The organism is Candidatus Profftella armatura, assembly GCF_000441555.1.
Lineage (GTDB): Bacteria > Pseudomonadota > Gammaproteobacteria > Burkholderiales > Burkholderiaceae > Profftella > Profftella armatura.
The window spans coordinates 288293-310355 of record NC_021885.1 but is presented as its reverse complement, the minus strand read 5'-3'; the positions used below and the strand labels follow the sequence as shown (position 1 = coordinate 310355).

17 protein-coding genes and 2 tRNA genes are annotated in these 22063 nt (G+C 22.3%); 14 read left to right on the top strand and 5 right to left on the bottom strand.

Translation table 11 applies throughout. The features are described from left to right. The first annotated feature begins 566 nt into the window (after positions 1-566). The 3 genes from rnc (at position 567) to SSDC_RS01260 (ending at position 1809) form a co-directional block, all read left to right on the top strand. Complete coding sequence (gene rnc, locus SSDC_RS01270; protein WP_020915511.1) at positions 567-1382, top strand: ribonuclease III; 816 nt, start codon at positions 567-569, stop codon at positions 1380-1382. A gap of 269 nt (positions 1383-1651) precedes the next feature. Continuing rightward, positions 1652-1724: transfer RNA gene (locus tag SSDC_RS01265), tRNA-Gly, on the top strand. Positions 1725-1738: 14 nt separating this feature from the next. Next, positions 1739-1809: transfer RNA gene (locus tag SSDC_RS01260), tRNA-Cys, on the top strand. Positions 1810-1819: 10 nt separating this feature from the next. Here the strand turns inward: SSDC_RS01260 and SSDC_RS01255 are convergent. Continuing rightward, positions 1820-3085, bottom strand: coding sequence for an RsmB/NOP family class I SAM-dependent RNA methyltransferase (locus SSDC_RS01255; protein WP_020915510.1), 1266 nt, complete (start codon positions 3083-3085; stop codon positions 1820-1822). A 53-nt stretch (positions 3086-3138) separates the two neighbouring features. After that, the gene (gene adk, locus SSDC_RS01250) at positions 3139-3804 is read right to left on the bottom strand and encodes an adenylate kinase (protein WP_020915509.1); all 666 of its coding nucleotides are present in this window, start codon (positions 3802-3804) and stop codon (positions 3139-3141) included. Between the two features lie 174 nt (positions 3805-3978). On the opposite strand from adk, the gene SSDC_RS01245 reads away from it, so the two are divergent. Next, on the top strand, positions 3979-4569 hold the full coding sequence (locus SSDC_RS01245; protein WP_020915508.1) for a superoxide dismutase: 591 nt from the start codon (positions 3979-3981) through the stop codon (positions 4567-4569). Between the two features lie 130 nt (positions 4570-4699). After that, a complete protein-coding gene (locus tag SSDC_RS01240) occupies positions 4700-7534 on the top strand; it encodes a valine--tRNA ligase (RefSeq protein WP_020915507.1) in 2835 nt (944 codons plus the stop codon). 75 nt (positions 7535-7609) lie between these two features. On the opposite strand, the gene rpmG is transcribed toward SSDC_RS01240, so the two are convergent. Further along, on the bottom strand, positions 7610-7777 hold the full coding sequence (gene rpmG, locus SSDC_RS01235) for a 50S ribosomal protein L33 (protein ID WP_020915506.1): 168 nt from the start codon (positions 7775-7777) through the stop codon (positions 7610-7612). Between the two features lie 41 nt (positions 7778-7818). Further along, positions 7819-8052, bottom strand: coding sequence for a 50S ribosomal protein L28 (gene rpmB, locus SSDC_RS01230; RefSeq protein WP_020915505.1), 234 nt, complete (start codon positions 8050-8052; stop codon positions 7819-7821). Between the two features lie 419 nt (positions 8053-8471). Here rpmB and tgt point away from each other — a divergent pair, with 419 nt between their 5' ends. From tgt to glyS, 6 genes are all read left to right on the top strand, one after another. Continuing rightward, positions 8472-9605, top strand: a complete 1134-nt coding sequence (tgt, locus tag SSDC_RS01225) for a tRNA guanosine(34) transglycosylase Tgt (protein WP_020915504.1) — start codon at positions 8472-8474, stop codon at positions 9603-9605. A gap of 147 nt (positions 9606-9752) precedes the next feature. Beyond that, complete coding sequence (miaB, locus tag SSDC_RS01220; protein WP_020915503.1) at positions 9753-11096, top strand: tRNA (N6-isopentenyl adenosine(37)-C2)-methylthiotransferase MiaB; 1344 nt, start codon at positions 9753-9755, stop codon at positions 11094-11096. Positions 11097-11120: 24 nt separating this feature from the next. Then, positions 11121-11582: an rRNA maturation RNase YbeY gene (gene ybeY / locus SSDC_RS01215; RefSeq protein ID WP_020915502.1), complete on the top strand. Its 462-nt coding sequence runs from the start codon at positions 11121-11123 to the stop codon at positions 11580-11582. A 60-nt stretch (positions 11583-11642) separates the two neighbouring features. Then, entirely contained in the window at positions 11643-12509 is an 867-nt protein-coding gene (locus tag SSDC_RS01210) for an HlyC/CorC family transporter (RefSeq protein WP_020915501.1), read from the top strand. Between the two features lie 80 nt (positions 12510-12589). Continuing rightward, complete coding sequence (gene glyQ, locus SSDC_RS01205) at positions 12590-13495, top strand: glycine--tRNA ligase subunit alpha (protein WP_020915500.1); 906 nt, start codon at positions 12590-12592, stop codon at positions 13493-13495. A 57-nt stretch (positions 13496-13552) separates the two neighbouring features. Beyond that, positions 13553-15676 (top strand): glycine--tRNA ligase subunit beta, encoded by a 2124-nt coding sequence (gene glyS / locus SSDC_RS01200; protein ID WP_020915499.1) that lies wholly within the window; start codon positions 13553-13555, stop codon positions 15674-15676. Positions 15677-17006: 1330 nt separating this feature from the next. On the opposite strand, the gene SSDC_RS01195 is transcribed toward glyS, so the two are convergent. Continuing rightward, positions 17007-17552 carry a peroxiredoxin gene (locus SSDC_RS01195; RefSeq protein ID WP_020915496.1) on the bottom strand — a complete coding sequence of 182 codons (546 nt, stop codon included), beginning with the start codon at positions 17550-17552 and terminating at the stop codon, positions 17007-17009. A gap of 144 nt (positions 17553-17696) precedes the next feature. Between SSDC_RS01195 and lipB the strand changes: the two genes are divergently transcribed. The 3 genes from lipB (at position 17697) to leuS (ending at position 22060) form a co-directional block, all read left to right on the top strand. After that, positions 17697-18365, top strand: a complete 669-nt coding sequence (gene lipB / locus SSDC_RS01190; protein ID WP_020915495.1) for a lipoyl(octanoyl) transferase LipB — start codon at positions 17697-17699, stop codon at positions 18363-18365. A 54-nt stretch (positions 18366-18419) separates the two neighbouring features. Further along, positions 18420-19301 (top strand): lipoyl synthase, encoded by an 882-nt coding sequence (lipA, locus tag SSDC_RS01185; RefSeq protein WP_020915494.1) that lies wholly within the window; start codon positions 18420-18422, stop codon positions 19299-19301. Positions 19302-19378: 77 nt separating this feature from the next. Beyond that, a complete protein-coding gene (gene leuS / locus SSDC_RS01180) occupies positions 19379-22060 on the top strand; it encodes a leucine--tRNA ligase (protein ID WP_020915493.1) in 2682 nt (893 codons plus the stop codon). Positions 22061-22063 lie beyond the last annotated feature (3 nt).

The window sequence follows — 22063 nt, the reverse complement described above, 5'->3', positions numbered from 1 at the left end:
TACTATTTTTATAAAAATTTATTTTAATTATAATTACTCATATTATTTTGTTTTTCAATATAATTTTTTTTGAAAATATAAAATATAAAAAATATTTTATTAAAAATATTTAAAAAATTTTTTTAATTATTATAGTTGTCTTTATTTTTTGTTTATTTTTCATATTAATCTTTTATAATTTAATTTAATTCAATATTATTTAATTTATAATCAGGAAATTAAATTTTAGTAAATAAATTTAATTATAAAATTTTTTTGCCAATTTTTTAAAAAATTTTTAATATTAATAATCTAAATAAATATGTAATTATTTATTGTAAAAAAGTAATTAAACATTATAAAAGATAAATTAAAAAATTAAATGTCATAAAAATTTTTTATAATTTCTCTTAAAAATTTATTTTTTTTTAATATTAAAAATTTTAATTACATTATTTCATATAATATTTTATTATTGAATATAATAAAAATAATAGTTTTTTATAGTTGTTATTATTGTTTTAATTCATATAAGATATTTTTTTGAAAAATTTTTTTACATAGATGAATTTTTAAAAAGAATATGCATGTCAGATAAAAAAATGAATGATATCATGTGGTATCTATCATTAGAGCATCGATTAGGATATACATTTAAAAATACCGATATTTTAAGGCAAGCATTAACGCATTGTAGCTATAGTAGTATTCATAATGAAAGATTAGAATTTCTTGGTGATTCTATCTTAAATTGCGTAATTGCTTCATTACTATTTGAGCATTATAATTCAATAAATGAAGGTGATTTATCACGTTTTCGATCTAATTTAGTAAAACAACAAACATTATATGAAATCGCTAAAAAATTAGAATTATCAAAATTTCTATTGCTTGGTGATGGTGAAATAAAATCTGGTGGGTGCAATAGACCATCTATTTTAGCTGATACTTTAGAGGCAATATTTGGTGCAATTTTTTTAGATTCTCACTTTGGAAATGTGCAAAAAGTAATTTATTCTCTATATAAAACTGTTCTGAATTCAATTAATTCAATAATAACCGGAAAAGATTCTAAAACTCTTTTACAGGAGTATTTGCAAAAAAGAAAAATTCCATTACCAGAATATAAAATTTTAGCTACTTATGGCGCTGCTCATAATCAAAAATTTGAAATTATATGTATAATTCCAAAATTAAAAATTAAAACTTGTGGTATTGGCCCAAGTCGTCGTTCCGGTGAACAAATGGCTGCTAATTTAGCATTAAATTTAGTAAGATCTTCTATAATAAAAATTTCATTTTCTTCAGAAAAATTATTTTTAACTGATAATAATTTAAATAAGACAAATACTAGTAATTTAATTATTTTACCTAAAGATTTAAAAAAAAATTTAATGAAATAAAAAAATAATTAAAATGTTATAATTATTAATAATAAATTTTTTTATTTTAAATAATTTAATATAGAATAATTTTTTTATATTTTTATTAATAGAAAATTACTTTAATAAAATTTTTATTTTTAAAAATTTTATTTTTTAAAAATTGTATGTAAAATTATTTGTGATTGTTTTATATTTAAATTCATACAAATTTTTCCATGAAAATAAAAGTTATTTTATTGACAAAAATACAAATATATCTATAAAATCTAACTTTGTATTTTAATAATGCGGGAATAGCTCAGTTGGTAGAGCGCAACCTTGCCAAGGTTGAGGTCGAGAGTTCGAGACTCTTTTCCCGCTAAAATATATAATATGGCGGGGTGGCAGAATGGTTATGCAACGGTCTGCAAAGCCGTATATGCCGGTTCAATTCCGACTCCCGCCTTTGGTATGTTTCATTTAATACGTTTCATAATTGCAGCAAAAAAACAATCAGTATTATGAATATTAGTTAATAACTTAAAATAGTAGTTATCATTAATTAATAATTTTATTTTTTGTCTTTTTAATATATTTTTAATCGGTATTAAACAAAAATTTTTATTAATTGCCATAAATTTATCTACAATATCTTCATTTTCTTCTTTTAAGATACTACATGTAGAATAAATTAAATATCCTTTTATTTTTACCAACTTAGATGCATTATTTAAAATATTAATTTGTGTATTATTTATCTTATCTATAAAAAAAGGTTTTTGATACCATTTGATATCAGGATTACGACGTAGTGTACCTAATCCGCTACATGGAGCATCAACTAAAACTCTATTAGCTTTGTTTTCTAAAAATTTAATTTTAATGTCATTTTCATTTTTAATTACAATAGGATATACGTTAGATAATCCGCTACGAATGACTCTTTTTTTTAATTCTTCTATTTTTTTTTTAGATATATCAAGTGAATATATATATCCAGTATTTCTTATTAAAGAACCAATAGCAAGTGTTTTTCCTCCAGACCCAGCACAAAAATCAACTATTAATTCTCCTCGTTTTACTTCAATAATATGAGTAAGTAACTGACTGCTCTCATCTTGAATTTCAATGATACCTTTTGTAAAGAGATATATTTTTTTTAGAGAAACTTTTTTTGTTATTCTTAAACCAAATGGTGCATAAGGAGTAGGGTTGCAAAAAATAGAAAAATCTAATAATTTTTTAATAATTATTTCTCTTTTTGATTTTAATAAGTTAACCCTTAAATCTAAGGAAGCTGATTGATTTATTTTTTTAGACAACTCTAAGGTTTCTGATTCTCCATATTGGTCTACTAATTTAGTAAATAACCATTCTGGGAAATTACTTTTTATTAACGGTGGAGCTAAATTAAAATCAATTTTTTTATTAAAGAAATAAAATTCTTTTTTAGATAATCCCTCAATACAAGAAATATTAACCAAATCTTTTAAACAAAATAAAGTTAAATTACGTAATGATACAGTTTTATTACCAAATTCATTATGAATAAAATAAAAATATATAGATTTATTATATAATAAGTTATAAACAGCTTTAGAAATAATATTTCTTTCAAAAATTCCTAATTTTTTATATTTACGAAAATAATTAGATAGTAATTTATTTGGAGAACAGGTGAATTTAAGAATTTTATTTAAAAGTTTTTCAACAGAATTAATAATTAAAATTGAAAATTTCATATAAATTTTTATATTATTATACTTGATATGATCTAATCATAGATTATATTAGTTTAATTTTTTATTAATATAGAAAAAATATTGTTGCGTACTTGATCTATTGAAAAAGAACCATTTATTCTATGATACCTTGGAAAACCAAAAATTTTAAAAGTTTCTAAATTTTTATAATAATCTAATAAAATTTTTTTTTGTTTATGATAAATAGATAAACGATTTTTAATTACTTCAATTGTATCATCATCACGTTGAACAAGTAATTCGCCAGTAATATTATCTCTTCCATGAATTTTAGGTGGATTAAATTTATTATGATAAATACGTCCAGAAGAAGCATGTATACGACGACCAATTATTCTCTCGATAATTTCCGAATCAGAAACATAAATTTCTAATATATTATCAATAATAATACCCGCTTCTTTCATGGCATGAGCTTGTGATAAAGTTCTAGGAAAACCATCTAATAAATACCCATTAATACAATCTGAACATTTCAAACGATTTATGACTAAATCAATAATAATATTATCTGAAATTAAATTACCCTTTTTTATATCGTTATAAATTTTATTTTTAAAATTATTTTTATTGTTCGATCTTATAACATCTCTTAATATTTCACCTGTGGAAATTTGAGGAATATGAAATTTTTTTTTAATAAACATTGCTTGTGTGCCCTTTCCTGATCCAGGTGCACCTAAAATAATAAGACGCATATTTTTTAAAATTATTCAATAAATTATTTTTAAGTTTTTAATTTGTTTTATATATTATATTATAATTTAAATTTAAAATTTAATTATGATTATTTTTTAAAAAATAGATATATATTATAATATGAACTATTATTATATAGATAATTAATTTTTAAAATAAAAAGGAAATACATTATGATACATAGTCTATCAAAATTGCCATACAAATTCGATGCACTTTCTCCAAAAATATCACAAGAAACATTAGAATTTCATTATAATAAACATCATAAAAATTATTTAAATAATTTGAATAAATTAATTAAAAATACAAATTTTGAAAATATGTCCATTGAAGAAATTGTTAAAAGTTCTTCTGGTTCTATTTTTAATAATGCAGCACAAGTTTGGAATCATTCATTTTATTGGAAATGCATGTCCCCAGAAAGTAATATAAAAATTGATAATCAATTAATTATTGCACTTAAAAATAAGTGGGGATCTTTAAAAAAATTTAAAGAAAATTTTATAGAATTTGGAATGAAGAATTTTGGTTCTGGATGGGTTTGGCTTGTAAAAAAAAATAATAATTTACTTGAAATTATTAATACATCAAATGCTATTACACCTTTAAATACTTCTGATATTCCGTTATTAACAATGGATGTTTGGGAGCATGCTTACTATATTGATTATCGAAATAATCGCTTGAGATATATAGAAAATTTTTTAGATATAATTAATTGGAATTTTGTATTTAAAAATTTCAAAAAAAATTATATTTAAATTTATATTCTTTAAATTATTTAAAAATGTTAAATCTACAAATATTATTTTATAAAAAATATTTGTAGATTTAAATTTTTTAAGTTCTATTGTTATTAAAAAATAAAAATTAATTTTTATAAAAAGATATATGGAATTAATAAAGTCTTTTGAATCAAATAAAATTGAAAATTTTTGGAAAAAAGAATGGGAAAAACGAGGATATTTTACCCAAGTCATAAATTCAAAAAACCCTTTTTTTGTTTTACAACTTCCACCCCCAAATATTACTGGTATTTTGCATATGGGGCATGCATTTAATCAAACTATTACAGATAGCTTAGTTCGTTATCATAGAATGCGTAAATTTAATACAATATGGATTCCTGGATTTGATCATGCAGGTATTGCTACTCAAATGATAATTGAGCGTGAACTTGATATAAAAAAAATAACAAGACAAGATATTGGTAGAAAAAAATATATTGAAAAAATATTGGAATGGAAAAAAAAATCTAGTTTTAATATATCTAATCAAATGCGACAATTAGGAATATCAATTGATTGGAGTAAAGAATATTTTACAATGAATGAAAACATATCTAGTGTTGTTACAGAAGTTTTTGTAAAATTATTTGAACAAGGTTTAATTTATCGTGGTAAACGCATAGTTAATTGGGATCCAAAATTAAATACCGCAATATCTGATTTAGAGGTTGTATCAAAAGAAGAAGATGGTTTTATATGGTATATTCGTTATCCATTAGCTGACAACAGTGATTTTATTACAGTTGCTACTACTCGACCAGAAACAATTATAGGGGATACTGCAGTGGCGGTATCAAAAAACGATAAACGTTATACTCATTTAATCGGTAAATTACTAAAATTACCATTATGTAATCGTTATATTCCTATTATTGAAGAAAATGAATATATTGATAAAACATTCGGGACAGGTTGTATGAAAATTACACCTGCGCATGATTTTATAGATTATATAATAGGAAAAAAACATAATTTACCACAAATTAATATATTTACATCAGATGCTAAAATAATAGAAAAGGATATTATACCTATTGTATATCATAAATTAGATCGATTTATTGCTCGTAAAAAAATTATTAATGATCTTAATAATATGGGTTTATTAGAACAAATTAAAGCTCATAAAATATTAATACCTAGAGGAGATCGTACGGGATCAATAATTGAACCTATGTTAACAAATCAATGGTTTATTGCTGTCAATAAACCTACCCCAAAAGAAACATATTTTTCTGGGAAATCAATTGCAGAAGTAGCTTTAGAAAAAATTAAAAATAATGAAATAAAATTAATTCCTAAAGATTGGAATAATATTTATAAAAAATGGTTAAATAATATTGAAGATTGGTGTATATCTCGTCAATTATGGTGGGGGCATCAAATTCCAGTATGGTATGATGAAGATGGAAAAATTTATGTAGCTCGTAATGAATTTGATGCACAAATTCAAGCTGGTAAAAAAAAAATATATAGAGACGAAGATGTACTAGATACTTGGTTTTCTTCTTCTATTTTGCCTTTTTCGATATTAGGATGGCCTAAAAAAAAAACACAAGAATATAAATTTTATATTCCATATTCTATTTTAATTACAGGATTTGATATTTTATTTTTTTGGGTTATAAGAATGATTATGATGACTACTCATTTTACAGGGAAAATTCCATTTAAAAAAGTTTATATACATGGTCTTGTACGAGATAGTCATGGTAAAAAAATGTCTAAATCAAAAAATAATATACTAGATCCAATGGATGTAATAAATGGCATTAAACTAAAAGATTTAATTGAGAAACGTGTTTATGCATTAGAAGATTTAAAAAAAATAAATGATATAACAAAAATAACAAAAAAAGAATTTCCAAATGGAATATCTGCATTTGGGGCTGATGCACTACGTTTTACATTTATTTCTTTATCAACATTAGGACGTAATATTAATTTCGATTTAAAACGCTGTCAAGGTTATCGTAATTTTTGTAATAAATTATGGAATGCTGCTCGTTTTGTACAAATTAATGTTTTATCTTGCAATTATAATTCTATTGAATATAAAAATATTAATAATAAAAAAATAAAATTATTAAAAGCTGATCGTTGGATTATTTCTTTATTACAAAAAACAAATTTAAAGATTAGAAAAGAGTTTTCTAATTATCGTTTTGATAATATTGCATCAGCTATTTATAAATTTATATGGCATGAATATTGTGATTGGTATTTAGAAATCGCTAAAATTCAATTAAAAAGTAATGATAAATATTGCAAATTAAATACTTGTAATACCTTATTATATGTACTGGAAACTTTATTACGTTTAGCTCATCCAATTATTCCATTTATAACTGAGGATTTATGGCAAAAAATTTTTCCATTAAAAAATGGAAAAATTAATGAAAAAAAAAAATCAATTATGGTTCAAAATTATCCAACAATTAATTTAAATAAGATAGATAAAAAATCTGAAAAATGGATAAAACAATTAAAGATATATGTTAATGCATGCAGAAATTTAAGAGGAGAAATGAAATTATCTCCTGCATCCCGTATACCATTATATATAGAATCAAAAAATAATGATAATTATTTAATATCATTTTTTCCATATCTTCAGGAATTAGCAAAATTATCAAATATAAAAGTAGTTAATGCCTTACCTGTTAACTCAATATCTCCTGTTATTATTTTTGATAATATTAAATTTATGCTAATTGCAAAAATAAATATTATAGAAGAAAAAGAACGTATTTCTAAAGAAATTAATAAAATTAGTATTATAATTAATAGAGCACAAAAAAATATTAATAATGAATTTTTTATAAAAAAAGCTCCAAAAAAAATAATAGTAAAAGAACAAGAACGAATTAATAATCTTTCTACTATTTTACATAAATTACAAGAACAGTTATTAAAATTTAAGAATTCTAATAATTAAAATATATTTTTAAAAATTAAATATTAATAATGCCATTAAAAATGGCATTTTATTTTCAAAATATTAAAAATTTAATTACTTTATTTTTTTTTCTTTATAAAAAACATGTTTTCTTATTTTTGGATCAAATTTCATTATTTTAATTTTTTTTAATGTAGAACGTTTATTTTTAGTTGTTGTATAAAAATGTCCAGTACCAGCAGTAGATTGTAATTTAATTTTATCGCGTCCTGATTTAGCCATTGTAAATAATTTTTTCCTTTTATTTTATAATGTTTATAATATTATTTTTTATTATTTTTTTTCATATTAGATAAAACTGCATGTATACCAATTTTGTTAATAATTCGCAAACCAGAATTTGAAATACGAAGAGAAATCCAACGATTTTCAGAATCAATAAAAATACGATGATTATGTAAATTAGGTAAAAATCTTCGTTTGGTTTTATTATTTGCATGAGAAACATTATTACCGACTATTGGTTTTTTTTTTGTTATTTGACAAATTCGCGCCATTTAATGTTCTCCTTTATATAGCAAAAAATTTATAGATGGAACACAGTTTAATATATTTATTTTAATTTATACAATTTTATTTTATAAAAATTTTATATTGAATAAAATTTCATTAATTATTAAAAATATTTTAAAAATATTCTTTTACAATTTGTTATTCTGTTTTTATAATTTATATATAAAATTTTAAAAAATAATTTTTTATCAACAAGATCAATAAAAAATATTTAATTATTTAAAAGATTATATGATAAATTTATTTAATAATATTTTATACATAATATGAATATTGAAAATTAAAATTTATATTTTATTCTTAATTTTTTTACTGAATTAAATTACTTTACAATATCGTAATTTTTCGAATATTGCATATTAATATACAGGATATATAAAATATTTTTTAAAGTATAAATTTTATGTTAAATTTTAAAATATTAACAACAAGTGGAAACGCACGAAGTGGTATTATTAAATTAAATAATTTTTTTGTAAAAACACCAATTTTTATGCCTGTAGGTACTTATGGATCAGTCAAAGCAATATCTCCATTGGAACTTATAGAAATGAAATATAATATTATATTGAATAATTCTTTTCATTTATGGATGCGTCCTGGATTGGATGTAATCTCTAAATTTGGTGGTTTACATAAATTTATAAATTGGAATAGGTTGATTCTTACTGACTCTGGTGGGTTTCAAGTTTTTTCTTTAAGTAAAAGAAATAAAATAACTGAAAAAGGAATTTATTTTTTTTCTCCAATTAATGGGGATAAATTATTTCTATCACCAGAAATATCTATGAAAATTCAAAAAATATTAAATTCCGATATTGTAATGCAACTTGATGAATGCACGCCATATAAAATTTATAATCGCATTCTTAGTGAAAATGAAGTAGAAAATTCAATGAAAATGTCATTGCGTTGGGCGCAAAGGTCTAAAGAAGAATTTTATAAAATAAATAATAAAAATTCTTTATTTTGTATAGTACAAGGAGGTATGTTTAAAAATTTACGAGATGAATCCCTAGAAAAACTAAAAGAAATTGGTTTTGATGGTTTTGCTATAGGGGGCTTATCAGTTGGGGAACCCAAAAAAAAAATGATAAAAATATTACAATATATTGGACCAAAATTACCAATTGATAAACCGCATTATCTTATGGGCGCCGGAACTCCTGAGGATATAATAATGGCGGTTTCAAATGGTATTGATATGTTTGATTGTATAATACCAACGCGTAATGCAAGAAATGGTTTATTATTTACTAATTTTGGTAATATTAAAATTAAAAATGCTCGATATAAATTTGATAAAAATCCGTTGGATTATAGTTGTAATTGTTATACTTGTAAAAATTTTTCACGATCCTATCTACATTACTTGCATAGAAAAGGGGAAATATTAGGATCTCGATTAAATACTATTCATAATTTATATTATTATTTTCAATTAATGAGAAAAATTAGATTATCTATCAATAATAATATTTTTGAAAAATTTGTAAAAGATTTTTGTGAAAATAGAAAATATGAAAATAAATTTTAAAATTATTTATTTATTTAATAAAAATTAAATATATAAAATTTAATAAAAATAATATTATTTTTATTATATTTTGTTATTTTATTATTCGTATAATTTCATATAAAATATCGAAAAAAATTACTATAAAAATAAATTTATAAAAGTATTATGCAAAAAAAATTATTTATTAAAACTTTTGGATGTCAAATGAATGAATATGATTCAAATAAAATTTTTGACATATTAAACTATTCGAATAATATTATTAAAACTAATGATCCAGAAGAAGCTGACATTATTTTGCTTAATACATGCTCTGTACGTATTAAAGCTCAAGAAAAAATTTTTTCTAACTTAGGTAGATTATATAAACTGAAATTAAAAAAACCTAATTTATTGATTGGTGTTGGTGGATGTGTTGCATCGCAAGAAGGTCAAGCTATTTTAAAAAGAGCACCATATGTTGATATAATATTTGGACCAAAAACTTTACATAGATTACCTCAAATGATCTATAAACGTAAAATTAGTGGTAAAACACAAATTGATATTAATTTTCCAGAAATTGAAAAATTTGACTATATGCCTCCAGCTAAAATTAATGGAATTACTGCTTTTGTATCTATTATAGAAGGTTGCAGCAAATACTGTAGTTATTGTATAATTCCTTACACTAGAGGCGAAGAAGTTTCTAGAAAATTTAATAGTATAATAAACGAAATATATGAACTTATTTCACAGGGAGTAAAAGAAATTACATTACTTGGGCAAAATGTAAATGCTTATAAAGATACAATAATTGATAATAATGGATTTACTCAAATCATAGATTTTCCTTTATTAATTGAATATATTGCAAATATTTCTGATATAAAACGTATTCGTTTTATTACTAGTCATCCAAAAGAATTTACTCAACGTTTAATCGATACTTACTCCAAAACATCAAAATTAGTTAATCATTTATATTTACCAGCACAACATGGTTCAGATAGAATTTTATCAAAAATGAAAAGAGGTTATACTATTAATGAATATAAATTAATATTAAAAAATTTACGTGAAATACGACCAGATATTTCTATTTCTAGCGATTTTATTGTTGGGTTTCCAGGGGAAACTGATGAAGATTTTAATGAATTAATTAAATTAGTAAAAAATATCGGATATGATAAAAGTTTTAGTTTTATTTTTAGTCCAAGACCAGGAACTCCAGCTGCAAATTTAATAGATAATGTATCTCATGAAATAAAATTAAAACGTTTAAAATATTTACAAGAAATAATAAAAAAAAATGTAAATAAAATTAATTTTAAAATGATTGGTAGTACACAAAAAATTTTAGTCGAATCTAGATCTAAAAAAAATATTTTTGAAATGCAAGGTCGAACTGAAAACAATCGTATTGTGAATTTTAATATCGGATCAAATAATCTTAATTTAATTGGTAAATTAATTGATGTTAAAATTTTAAAAATTTGCTCAAATTCATTAAAAGCAAAAATTATATAAATTTATAAAACTTTAATTTAAATTATGTTATTAAGTAACCATAAAAAATCATTATTATTATTTGTACAATATGAAGATTCTCGTCTAAAAAAATTTTTTCCATATGCATTACTTAAATATTGGGTAAAAGTGGCTTTATGTTCTTCAGCTATATTAACTATTAGATTTGTTGATATTATTGAAGGACAAAAATTAAATTATAATTATCGAAAAAAAAAATATGCTACAAATATATTAACTTTTGTATATTCAAAAAAAAATAAACCAATACACGCAGATATTGTGCTTTGTGTGGATGTGCTTCAATTTGAAGTAAAAAAATATAAAAAAATAATTGAAGAACATGTGGCTCATTTAATTATACATGGAATATTGCACGCTCAGGGTTATTGTCATAAAACAACTATTGAAGCAAATAAAATGAAAAAAAATGAAATTAGGTTATTAAAAATATTAAATATATCGAATCCATACAATAATCACTAATTCTATAAAAAAATAATTTTTCTATTTTTATATAAAATCCATTTTTTAATTTAAATCAATATGCAAGAATTTTTAAATAATTCTAATTTTAATAAATCTAATCGCTCATTATTTGAACGATTAACATCTTTTATATCTTCCGAACCAGAAAATCGTACAGAATTACTTAATGTATTACAAGATGCTTATGTTCGTAATTTAATTGATTTTGATACATTATCGATGATTAAAGGTGTTTTTAAAGTATTAGATCTATCGGTTCGTAAAATCATGATACCTCGATCACAAATGGATATTATTAATATCAATAAACCAATTAAGAGTTGGATTCAAAATGTTCTTAATACTGCTCATTCACGTTTTCCAGTAATTGAAAATGATCTAGATAAAGTTATTGGTATATTATTGGCAAAAGATTTATTACGCTATTATGCTAATGAATCATTTGATTTAAGAAAAACAATACGTCCAGCTATTTTTATTCCAGAAACAAAACGTTTAAATGTATTATTACGTGATTTTCGTTCTAATCATAATCATATGGCAATTGTTATAGATGAATACGGTGGTGTATCTGGTCTTATTACAATTGAAGATGTTCTTGAACAAATTGTTGGAGATATTGAGGATGAATATGATACAAACAAAGATAAAGATGATATACTTCCCGTTAAAGATAGTGAACGAGGTCCTTGTTGGAGAATTAAAGGATTAACTGAAATTTCACATTGTAATGAAGTACTCGGAACAATGTTACCTAATACAAATGCAAATACTATAGGTGGTTTTATTGCTAATAATTTACGAAGAGTCCCGATTAAGGGGGATAAAATTGAACAAGATGGTATTTTATTTACTATAATTTCAGCTGATGAACGTAAAGTACATGTTGTTTTAGCTGAAAGAATTTTTACTCCTTATACATAATTTATATAATAAGTAAAAATTAATTTTTAAAATATAGTTTTTAAAAATTTTGAATCCAAAATTAATTAAAGTATGTAAAAATGCTCACATTTCAACAAATTATTTTAAATTTACAAAATTATTGGGCTTCTAATGGTTGCGCATTACTGCAACCATATGATATCGAGGTTGGAGCTGGAACTTCACATACAGCAACTTTTTTAAGAGCTATTGGACCTGAACCATGGAATGTCTCTTATATACAACCATCTCGACGCCCTAAAGATAGTCGTTATGGAAAAAATTCCAATCGCATTCAACATTATTATCAATATCAAGTAATATTAAAACCAGCACCAGAAAATATAATTGATCTTTATCTTTATTCTTTAATTTCTCTTGGATTAAATTTGAAACAAAATGATATTCGTTTTGTTGAAGATAATTGGAAAAATCCTACTCTTGGAGCATGGGGGGTAGGTTGGGAAATTTGGTTAAATGGGATGGAAATTACTCAACTTACTTATTTTCAACAAATTGGTGGACTTAATTGTCAACCTATTTTAGGTGAAATTACATATGGTATTGAGCGATTGGCGGTGCATTTACAAGGAGTAGAAAATGTTTTTGATTTAATATGGGCAAAAAATATTACAAATAATCTTGGAAAAAAAAATACTCATTTAACTTATAAAGATATCTTTTATCAAAATGAACTTGAACAATCATATTATAATTTTGAATATTCAAATACTAATTTTTTATTGTTAACGTTTAATAATTATGAATCCGAAACCAAAAGATTATTAAAACTTTTATTAATATTACCTGCATATGAAATGTTGCTAAAAGCAACGCATACTTTTAATTTATTAGATGCTAGAGGTATTATTTCTGTTACAGAAAGAGCTTCTTATATAAAAAGAATACGTACTTTATCTTGTAAAATAGCAAAAATTTATTATAAAACACGCAAAAAACTTGGTTTTCCATTGTTAAAGAAATAATAAATTTTTAATAAACTTATAATTCTTATTTTTATAAAAATATAATAAAAAATAAATATGAATAAAACATTGCTAATTGAATTTTTAACAGAAGAATTACCATCGAAAATACTTAATAAAATTTCTAATGAATTTTCTAATATTCTTTATGAAATCTTAAAAAAAAATAATTTTTTAGAAAAAAATTCTTTTGCAACTTCTTATGCTACTCCAAGAAGATTAGCTGTTAGTATAACTAATGTATGTTCTATTTCTAATAACAAAATAATTCGAAAAAAAATTCTTCCAGTTTCATTAGCTTTAGATAATGTATCTAAATCTCCAACTGATTTATTAAAAAAAAAATTATATAATTTATCTAAAATAATTGGAATAAAATTAATTAAATTTAATCAATTAGAAAAAAATATAGAAAAAAAAGTAGAATTTTTTTTTTATAATCATATTATAAAAGGTGTTTTACTAAAAATATCTCTTCAAAAAATTTTAGAAAAAGCTATATCTAAATTACAAATACCTATAGCAATGAATTATCAAAATTTTAATTATATAAATAATACTCAAAAAATATTTTGTTTTATAAGACCTGTACGTAAATTACTTGTATTACATGGCGACGATATTATAAAAATAAATTTATTCGGACTTAATTCTGGTAATCAAACATTAGGTCATCGATTTTTATCAAAAAAAAATATTAAAATTAATTTTGCCGAACAATATTCAGATATTCTTGATAGGGATGGTAAAGTTATTGCAAATTTTCAATATCGTAAAAAATATATTAGAAATTTATTATTGAAAGCAGCTGGAAAATATAAAATATTGATGCCAGAAATATTATTAGATGAAGTAACGGCCTTAGTAGAATGGCCAATAATTTATATGTGTAAATTTGATAAATCATTTTTAGCTATACCAAAAGAATGTTTAATTTTAATAATGCAAAAATATCAAAAATATTTTGCATTAAAAGATTCTAATAATAATTTATGTTCTAAATTTTTAATAGTTTCTAATTTAGAAACTAATAATCCATATTTTATTATCAAAGGAAATGAACAAGTACTTCATTCTCGTTTATTAGATGCTAATTTTTTTTACGAACAAGATAAAAAAAAAAAATTAATTGATAGAGTTCCTTTTTTAAAAGATGTTATTTACCATAATAAATTAGGAAATCAATTTGAACGTACTTTACGTATTTGTAAAATATCTATAAAGATAGCAAATTTACTTAATGAAGATTCAAAACTTGTAGAACGTGCGGCATTTTTATCAAAATCTGATCTATTAACTAGTATGGTTATAGAATTTCCAGAATTACAAGGAGTTATAGGTAGTTATTATGCATATAATGATGGAGAATCTATAGAAATAATAAAATCTATAAAAGAACATTATAAACCATGTTTTTCTGGTGATACTTTGCCTAAAAATATTATATCTATAATATTGGCTTTATCTGATAAATTAGAAATATTAGTTGGAATTTGGGGAATTGGTTTAAAACCAACTGGTGATAAAGATCCATTTGCGTTACGTCGTTGCACAATAGGTATATTACGTATACTTATTGAAAAGAATCTTCCATTATCAATTTTAGAATTATTAAATATCACAATAAATATATTTAAAAAAAATATAAATTTTAATAACCCAATAAAGGAATTATTAAAATTTATTTATGATAGATTATTTACTTTATTAAATTATAAAAATTATAAATTTAATGAAATTCAAGCAATAATAGAAAAAAAACCGGATATTATATCTAATATTCATGATAAAATTATTGCTATTCATTCATTTATTTTATTACCGGAATCTAAAAAAATACTTTTCATTAATAAACGTATACATAATATACTTAAAAAAATAGATAGTTCTTTTTTTGAGAATAAAAAAATAAAATATGAATTACTTAAAAAACCAGAAGAAATAAATTTATATATAATTATTAATAAAATTAAACCAGAAGTAGATATTTTATATTCTAAGGGTGAATTTTTTGAAATATTAAAATTATTAATAAAATTATATGATAGTACTAATATATACTTTAAAAAAATAAAAATAATTACTCAAGATATATTATTAAAAACTAATCGTTTAATATTATTAAAAAAATTATATAAATTATTAAATGTAATAGCTGATCTTTCAAAATTAATTCAATAAAAAATATTTTTTATAAAAACTAAATGATTTAAAACTTTGATAAATTTATAAAATTCTAAATTTTTATTAAAAAATTTTCGTAAATTCTATATGATATAAAATCTACATTTTTATAAAAATTATTTTTCTTATTTTCTTATCCTCTAGAATAGAGCGTAATTTATTTGTAAATGTATTCTCGATTTCAGATTATATATTTGTCAACAAATTTGTTTAGTCTAATTTTTCATTTTAATTTATAATGTATTTATTTCGTTATTTATACGTTATTTAGAAATTACTTCTTGGATTGTTCGTCGTTTGGTAATTTTTTTCTTATCTAGTGAATAGAACTAAATTTCACTATTTGTATTAAAGATCTTGTGTTTGTTCCTTATCTCCTAAATTAATAAAATATATATGAGGATCAATATTCTCATGAATTTATTGATTAAAAATATTCTTTATGATGTAATAAAATAATTTATATAACTAAATTTATAAATTAATAAATTTATCATTTGAATTGAATTTAATTTTAAATTTTCATTTAATTGGTAAAAATTATTTTTATAATGAGTATTCAATATAATTTTTGTTGTATTGCCAAAAATATTTTGATAAGATACATATCGATTTCTAGTAATTTCTGGATATTTGGGATATTCATTAAATATTTTGTTTAAAATATGATTTTTATGCCTTGTTATTTATTATTATACGAAATTTATATATTTTTTATTCTTATATTAAACGAGAGTTTGTCCTTTATTTTTTAGTCATTAACAACAAATATATATGCACTTTTTTATGGTTGAACATCTTGTATTTTTGAGTGACATATTGTAATAATTTAAAATATTTTGTATTAATTTATTGACATCCAATGAAATTTTTATTCTTTCTAAATAATTTCGTTTTATTTTGATCAACAATTTAAAGAATTACAGTTTTAGTAACTTATCTAATTATTTTTTTTGATTAATATTATTAAATATCCAATTTGCTGTATTATTTTTATATTGAAAAGCAAATTGGATATCAATAATATTTTTGTCATCTGTTAACATTAACGTCTCTTCTGGTCTTAATTTATTCGATATTCAATAAAGATATGTAATATGTACTATTTTTAAATTGAATAAGGTTATTTCTAATTAAAACCAGGTATATTGAAAGCTATATTTTACAAAAGTTAAAATAAATGTAGTTTAACCTTCTTGAAAAACAAAAAAAATCAGTAGAATATATGTGTGTATATATAATATAAAAAATTACTATACTTATAAGTAATTAATAAATTTTATATGAATTTTATATAAACTCTAAAAATATAAAAAATATATTTTATTTACAAAGTTTTACCATTTAAAGTTCTATTACAAGCGCAAAGTTTACCAGTTTGTATGGCATCTAAAATACGTAATGTTTCTATTGGATTACGACCAACATTTAAATTATTTACTGTAATATGTTGAATTATATTTTGAGGATCAAAAATAAAAGTAGCGCGTAATGCAACTCCAGTTTCATGACGAATGCCTAATTGATCAATTAAAGAACCATTAGTATCTGAAAATTGCCAATGATTTAATTTATAAAGATTTGAGTTTTCACGACGCCATGCTAATTTAACGAATTCATTATCACTTGAACCGCCTAATAAAATAGCATTACGTTCATTAAAATCTTTGACTAATTTATTATATTCGCTAATTTCTGTTGGACAAACAAAAGTAAAATCTTTTGGATAAAAATAAAAAATCTTCCATTTACCAGGGAAAGAAGATTCTGTAATAACCTTAAATGCGGAAACATTATTTTCTTCGGGTAAATTAAATCCCGGTTTTACTCCTATAACTCGATAAGAAGATAAAGATTGACCAATAGTTTTCATAAGGAATCCATAAAAAATTAAAATTTTTAAAATATAATAGCATATTTTATATTAATAAAATAGCTATTTTAAGCGCTATATGAATAACCGAAAAAATATATTAAAATAATTTATATCAAAAAACAACTTTATAATTTATTAAATATGTTTTCTATTTCTATTTCTAGTACTTATTCTAATTTACAAATAATTCAACGTGGGTTAGAGCCATATATAGTTAGTTTTAATGCAATGCTATTATTTAATTCTAATAGAACAAATTATACAATAGATCAATTATGGTTCGTTGAACATTTTCCGGTATATACATTAGGATTAAAATCTAATTTTTCTCATATTCTAATTTCTAAAAAATTAAATAATATTCCAATTATCAGAACAGATAGAGGTGGAGAAGTGACTTATCATGGTCCAGGTCAGGCTATAATTTATTTATTAATTGATTTACGCAGAAGATATAGTGACAATATAAAAATATATATAAAAAAATTAGTAGAAAATATTGAAGAAGCTGTAATCCTTACAATGTCACAATATAATATTAATTGTAAAAGAAAAAAAAATGCACCAGGAGTTTATATTGCTAACGGACCTTTTTCTGGTGCAAAAATTGCTTCTATAGGATTAAAAATTTCCGCTAAAGGATATGTTTATCATGGAGTATCTATTAATGTTTCAATGGATTTAGAACCATTTAACAATATAAATCCTTGCGGTTATCCCGGATTAGTAATTGTTGATATGAAAAAATTAGGAATTAATACGACAATTTCAAAAGTTCAACATTTATTTATTAAAAATTTTTTTATATAATTAAATAAATACTTTAGGAAAAATACTTTTTAAAATACTTCTTATTATAATAAAATGAATCTAACAAAAGATAAAAATATAGAAATATTAAAAAAACCAAATTGGATTAGAGTAAAATTAATATCAAATATAGATAATTTTAATAAAACTAAAAATATTTTACGTGCTAATAATTTAGTTACAGTTTGTGAAGAAGCATCATGTCCAAATATTGGGGAATGTTTTGGAAGAGGTGTGGCAACATTTATGATTATGGGTAGTATATGTACTCGTCGTTGTAAATTTTGCAATATTTCTCATGGTCGACCGGATCCTTTAGATATTGAGGAACCTAAAAAAATAGCTTATACTATTAATAAATTAAAATTAAATTATGTGGTAATTACTAGCGTTAATCGTGATGATTTACATGATGGTGGATCTTCTCATTTTGTTTCTTGTATAAAACATATACGTAAATTATCTACAAAAATTAAAATAGAAATATTAATACCAGATTTTCGTAATCAAATAAATCACGTGTTAAAAATTTTTAAACAAGCATTACCGGATGTATTAAACCATAATATAGAAACAGTTCCCCGACTTTATAAAAAAGTTCGTCCTGGATCGGATTATAAACATTCATTAAATTTATTAAAAAATTTTAAAAAATTATACCCAAATATTTTAACAAAATCTGGTATTATGGTTGGACTTGGTGAAAATGATGAGGAAATTTTAACGGTAATACATGATATGCGCAATCACAATATAGATATATTAACTATCGGTCAATATTTGATGCCAAGTCGCTTACATTTACCGGTGCACAGATATTTACATCCAAAATTTTTTGAAAAATTTAAAAAAATAGCATATAAATTAGGATTTAAAAATGTTTTAGTTGGATCAATGATTCGTAGTTCGTATATGGCAGATAAACATTTTTTTTAAATTAAAACTTTTAAATTTTATAAATTTTTTCAAAAAATTTTTAAACTAATTTTTAATTTAAAAACACAAATATTACTATGCAAAAAAAATATAATTTTGTTGAAATAGAAAAAATAACTCAATGTTATTGGAATAAAATTAATGCTTATCAAACCACTGAAAATGATACAAGATTTCCTAATGGAAAATTTTACACATGTTCAATGCTACCATATCCATCCGGGAAATTACATATGGGGCATGTTCGTAATTACACTATAAATGATGTAATGTATCGTTATATGAGAATGAATGGTTATAATGTATTAATGCCAATGGGATGGGATGCATTCGGGATGCCAGCAGAAAATGCTGCAATTTTAAATAATACTTCTCCAGCTAAATGGACATATGACAATGTCTCTTATATGAAAAAACAACTTTCTTCTCTTGGATTAGCGATTGATTGGTCTCGCGAAATAATTACTTGTTCACCAAAATATTATAAATGGAATCAATGGATATTTTTAAAAATGTTTAAAAGAGGTATCATTTATAAAAAAACTGGTATAGTAAATTGGGATCCAATAGAAAAAACTGTTTTAGCTAATGAACAAGTTATTAATGGAAGAGGATGGAGATCGGATGCAATTATAGAAAAAAAAAAAATACCAATGTATTATGCAAAAATTACTAATTATGCAGAAGAATTACTTGAGTATGTTAAAAAAAAATTACCTTATTGGCCTAAAAAAGTTCGTTTAATGCAAGTTAATTGGATCGGTAAATCAAAAGGTATTTTTTTAGCTTTTCCGCATAATATAAAAGATCCTAATAAAAATAATAAATTAATACAAAATGGAAAATTATGGATTTTTACTACTCGTATTGATATAATTTATGGAATTACTTTTTGTGTAATTTCTCCGGAACATCCTTTAGCTATATTTGCCGCGCGTAATAATTTATTATTACAAAAATTTATTTTAGAATATAAAAAAAACAATAATATTGAATCTAATAATTTATTAAAAAAGAGTATATTAACCCAATTAAAAGTATTACATCCTTTGACTAATCAAGAAATTAAAGTTTTTGTTGTTAATTATGTAATAGAAAAATCTTATGGAAGAGCAGCTATAGGTGTGCCTGCGCATAATAAACATGATTTTTATTTTGCAAAAAAACATTCTTTATTAATTAAACAAGTTATAAATGTTAAAAATAAAAGTTACTCAGATAAAATTTGGAAAGATTGGTATATTGATAAAGAAAATTGTTACTGTATTAATTCGTGCAAATATAATAATATGTCCCATAAGGAAGCCACTAATGCAATTAGTACTGATTTAATTAAACTTGGTTTAGGAAATAAAAAAAATATATTTCGTTTGCGTGATTGGGCTATATCTAGACAACGTTATTGGGGGACACCAATTCCAATAATTTATTGTGATAGTTGCGGATCAGTTCCGGTTCCAGAAAAAGATTTACCAGTAATTTTACCAGAAACATGTGTCCCGAATAATTTACTTAAAGAAAATAAAAAATTTTTACATGTATCTTGTCCAAAGTGTAATAAATTAGCATTTCGTGAAACTGACACTATGGATACTTTTGTTGATTCTTCGTGGTATTATATGAGATATATATCTCCAAAATTAGAAAATTTTATGATTGATGATAATAAAATAAATTATTGGATGCCAGTAGATCAATATATTGGAGGAATTGAGCATGCTATATTACATTTATTATATGCTCGGTTTTGGACTAAATTAATGTATAATTTGGGATTAATTAAATTTAATGAACCATTCATTAGATTATTAACACAAGGGATGATTTTAAATAAAACCTATTATAGAATAGAAAATTCATCTAACAAAAAAAGATGGTATAATCCAGATGATGTTAAGATCACATTAGATAAAAAAAATAAACCAATACATGCGATTTTAAAATTAGATAAAAAACCCGTAATTATTGGTGGTATAGAAAAAATGTCTAAATCGAAGAATAATGGTATTGATCCACAAACTCAAATAAATACTTATGGAGCAGACTCTACTCGTTTATTTATAATATTTAGCGCTCCTCCGGAAAAAAATTTAGAATGGTCTGATATTGGAATTGAAGGCGCTTATCGTTTTTTGAATCGAGTATGGAATTTTTCATATATTTTAGCTCCAAGAATAATAAATATTATTAATCTTAATATTTTTCATAATGATTTTTCAGTAATTAAATTTAATAATAATCAAAAAGTATTTCGCAGAAAAATTCATAAAATCTTACAACAAATTAATAGGGATATAAAACGTATTCAATATAACACTGTTGTATCAGGATGTATGAAAATATTTAATATTTTAGAGCGTATAAATTCTGAAACTAAATTTGATAATAATAAAAACACTAATAACGACATTTTATTATATGAAGGTATGTCGATATTTTTACGTGTACTAAATCCAATTGCCCCGCATATTACCCATATTTTATGGAAGGAACTTAAATATTCAATACAACAAGGTGATATTTTAAATGCATGTTGGCCTAAAATTGATTCTCTTGCATTAGAAGAAGAAAAAGAAGAAGTTAAATTAATTATTCAAATTAATGGTAAATTTCGAGGACATATTTTTGTAAAAAAAAAATGTACCACTGATTTTATTAAAAAAATTGTATTAAAAAATAAAGTTATTCAAAAATATATTATACATCCACCAAAAAAATTTTTTATAATTCCAAATAAATTAGTTAACATTATTATTTAATAT

What these genes read in the sequence shown, in the direction of transcription:
- rnc (WP_020915511.1), top strand. Translation starts at nt 567, where the DNA reads ATGTCAGATAAAAAAATGAATGATATCATGTGGTATCTATCATTAGAG.
- SSDC_RS01255 (WP_020915510.1), bottom strand. Translation starts at nt 3,085, where the DNA reads ATGAAATTTTCAATTTTAATTATTAATTCTGTTGAAAAACTTTTAAAT.
- adk (WP_020915509.1), bottom strand. Translation starts at nt 3,804, where the DNA reads ATGCGTCTTATTATTTTAGGTGCACCTGGATCAGGAAAGGGCACACAA.
- SSDC_RS01245 (WP_020915508.1), top strand. Translation starts at nt 3,979, where the DNA reads ATGATACATAGTCTATCAAAATTGCCATACAAATTCGATGCACTTTCT.
- SSDC_RS01240 (WP_020915507.1), top strand. Translation starts at nt 4,700, where the DNA reads ATGGAATTAATAAAGTCTTTTGAATCAAATAAAATTGAAAATTTTTGG.
- rpmG (WP_020915506.1), bottom strand. Translation starts at nt 7,777, where the DNA reads ATGGCTAAATCAGGACGCGATAAAATTAAATTACAATCTACTGCTGGT.
- rpmB (WP_020915505.1), bottom strand. Translation starts at nt 8,052, where the DNA reads ATGGCGCGAATTTGTCAAATAACAAAAAAAAAACCAATAGTCGGTAAT.
- tgt (WP_020915504.1), top strand. Translation starts at nt 8,472, where the DNA reads ATGTTAAATTTTAAAATATTAACAACAAGTGGAAACGCACGAAGTGGT.
- miaB (WP_020915503.1), top strand. Translation starts at nt 9,753, where the DNA reads ATGCAAAAAAAATTATTTATTAAAACTTTTGGATGTCAAATGAATGAA.
- ybeY (WP_020915502.1), top strand. Translation starts at nt 11,121, where the DNA reads ATGTTATTAAGTAACCATAAAAAATCATTATTATTATTTGTACAATAT.
- SSDC_RS01210 (WP_020915501.1), top strand. Translation starts at nt 11,643, where the DNA reads ATGCAAGAATTTTTAAATAATTCTAATTTTAATAAATCTAATCGCTCA.
- glyQ (WP_020915500.1), top strand. Translation starts at nt 12,590, where the DNA reads ATGCTCACATTTCAACAAATTATTTTAAATTTACAAAATTATTGGGCT.
- glyS (WP_020915499.1), top strand. Translation starts at nt 13,553, where the DNA reads ATGAATAAAACATTGCTAATTGAATTTTTAACAGAAGAATTACCATCG.
- SSDC_RS01195 (WP_020915496.1), bottom strand. Translation starts at nt 17,552, where the DNA reads ATGAAAACTATTGGTCAATCTTTATCTTCTTATCGAGTTATAGGAGTA.
- lipB (WP_020915495.1), top strand. Translation starts at nt 17,697, where the DNA reads ATGTTTTCTATTTCTATTTCTAGTACTTATTCTAATTTACAAATAATT.
- lipA (WP_020915494.1), top strand. Translation starts at nt 18,420, where the DNA reads ATGAATCTAACAAAAGATAAAAATATAGAAATATTAAAAAAACCAAAT.
- leuS (WP_020915493.1), top strand. Translation starts at nt 19,379, where the DNA reads ATGCAAAAAAAATATAATTTTGTTGAAATAGAAAAAATAACTCAATGT.